At 73.7% G+C, this 1,652-nt stretch carries 1 pseudogene; it reads left to right on the forward strand.

Features of this window, described 5'->3' with window-relative positions:
- Positions 1 to 1,652, forward strand: a pseudogene (locus WA805_RS06800) (hypothetical protein); the annotation flags it as partial.

Here is a 1,652-nt window from a genome sequence, read left to right on the forward strand (position 1 = left end):
GGGCACAGGCGGGGTCCCCGGTCCCGCGCCTGGCGGCCCCCGGGCGGGCGGCCCCGCTCAGGGACCGGCCGCCGACCGTCCGGGACGACAGGGACAGCCAGACCCGAGGCACGAACAAGGGCCTAACGCCGGCTATGACGCGGACCCCAGATACGCGCCTTCCGGCCAGGACCGGCGGCAGCGGCCAGGACCGGGCAGGCCGGACGCCCCAGGCAGCTCGAAGTACGGTCCCGGCCGGGGCCAGCGCGGTGCAGAGCAGGGTCAGCGGCGATACGGTCCGCGCCAGCCAGGGCCCGACCGGTACGGCGCCGATGAATACGGTCCTGACCAGCGTGGCGGCCAGTACGGCGACGAGCGGTACGGGGCTGACCAGCACGGCACCAGGCAGTATGGCCCCGGCCAGTACGGGCCTGACCGCGGGCGGGACCGGCGCGGCGCTGACCAGTACGGCTCAGGAGAGTCCGGGCCTGACCAATACGGGCCTGAGGGGTACGGGCCGGGCCAGTACGGCGCTGACCAGCGCGGCCCTGAGCAATACGAACCCGACCGGTACGGACCTGAGGCGTACGGCGCCGAGCGCTACGCTCCTGAGCAGCATGGCGCTGACCAGCGCGGGCCGGAACAATACGGGCCCGACCAGTACGGACCTGAGACGTACGGCGGTGAGCAGCACGGCCCCGGCCAGCAGGGCCCTGAATACTACGGCGCTGGCCAGCACGGGCCCGGGCCGTACGGACCTGAGCAGCATCACTCCGGCCAGTACGGACCTGACCAGTACGGCCGTGAGCAGTACGGGCCTGGCCGGTACGGCGCGGACCAGTACGGACCTGAGCAGCACCACTCCGCCCAGCGCGGGCCCGGACAGCACGGGCCTGAGCAGCATCATTCTGGCCAGTCCGGTCCTGAGCAGTACGGTCCTGAGCAGTACGGTCCTGAGCAGTACGGGCCGGGCGGGTACGGCGCTGACCAGTACGGACCTGAGCAGCACCACCCCGGCCAGCGCCGGCCAGAGCAGTACGGGGCGGAGCAGCACCACTCCGGCCGGTACTGGCCTGACCAGTACGGACCTGAGGCGTACGGCGCTGAGCAGTATGGGGCTGAGCAGGGCGGCACCGGGCGGTACGGCGCTGACTGGTACGGGCCTGACCAGCATGGCCCCGAACAGTACGCGCCTGGCCCGTACGGAGCCGAGCAGTACGGGCCTGAGCAGTACGGGCCTGAGCAATTCGGGGCCGCGCAGGCGGGGCCGGCCGGACCGGAGGCGTTCGGGCCAGGAGCGTTCCCCTCGGACGCGTTCGCGGCGGGAGAACCAGGCTCGGCGTCGTACGGGCCGGGAACGCGAGCCAATGGCGCGGCCGGGCAGCCGTATCCCGGCGCCGGCGCTGGTCCCTATGCGCCAGGCGGGCACCCGTACGGACCGGGCGCAGGCGAATTCGGACCAGGGAACGCGGGGCCGTACGGGCCCGGCCACCCGGACTTCGGCTACGGTCAGGCCTCGCCGGGCTGGGCCGGAGGACGCGGAGGACCCGGGCCAATGGGGCCGGGCGGTCCTGGACAGCCTGGCGCGGGTCCTGGTCAGTCCGGCCCCGGGTATCCCGGTGGCGGTCCGAACGGTCCGGGACAGCCCGGACCCGGCGGGTACGGCCCTGGGG

It is taken from the genome of Trebonia sp., from assembly GCF_049794275.1.
GTDB lineage: Bacteria > Actinomycetota > Actinomycetes > Streptosporangiales > Streptosporangiaceae > Trebonia.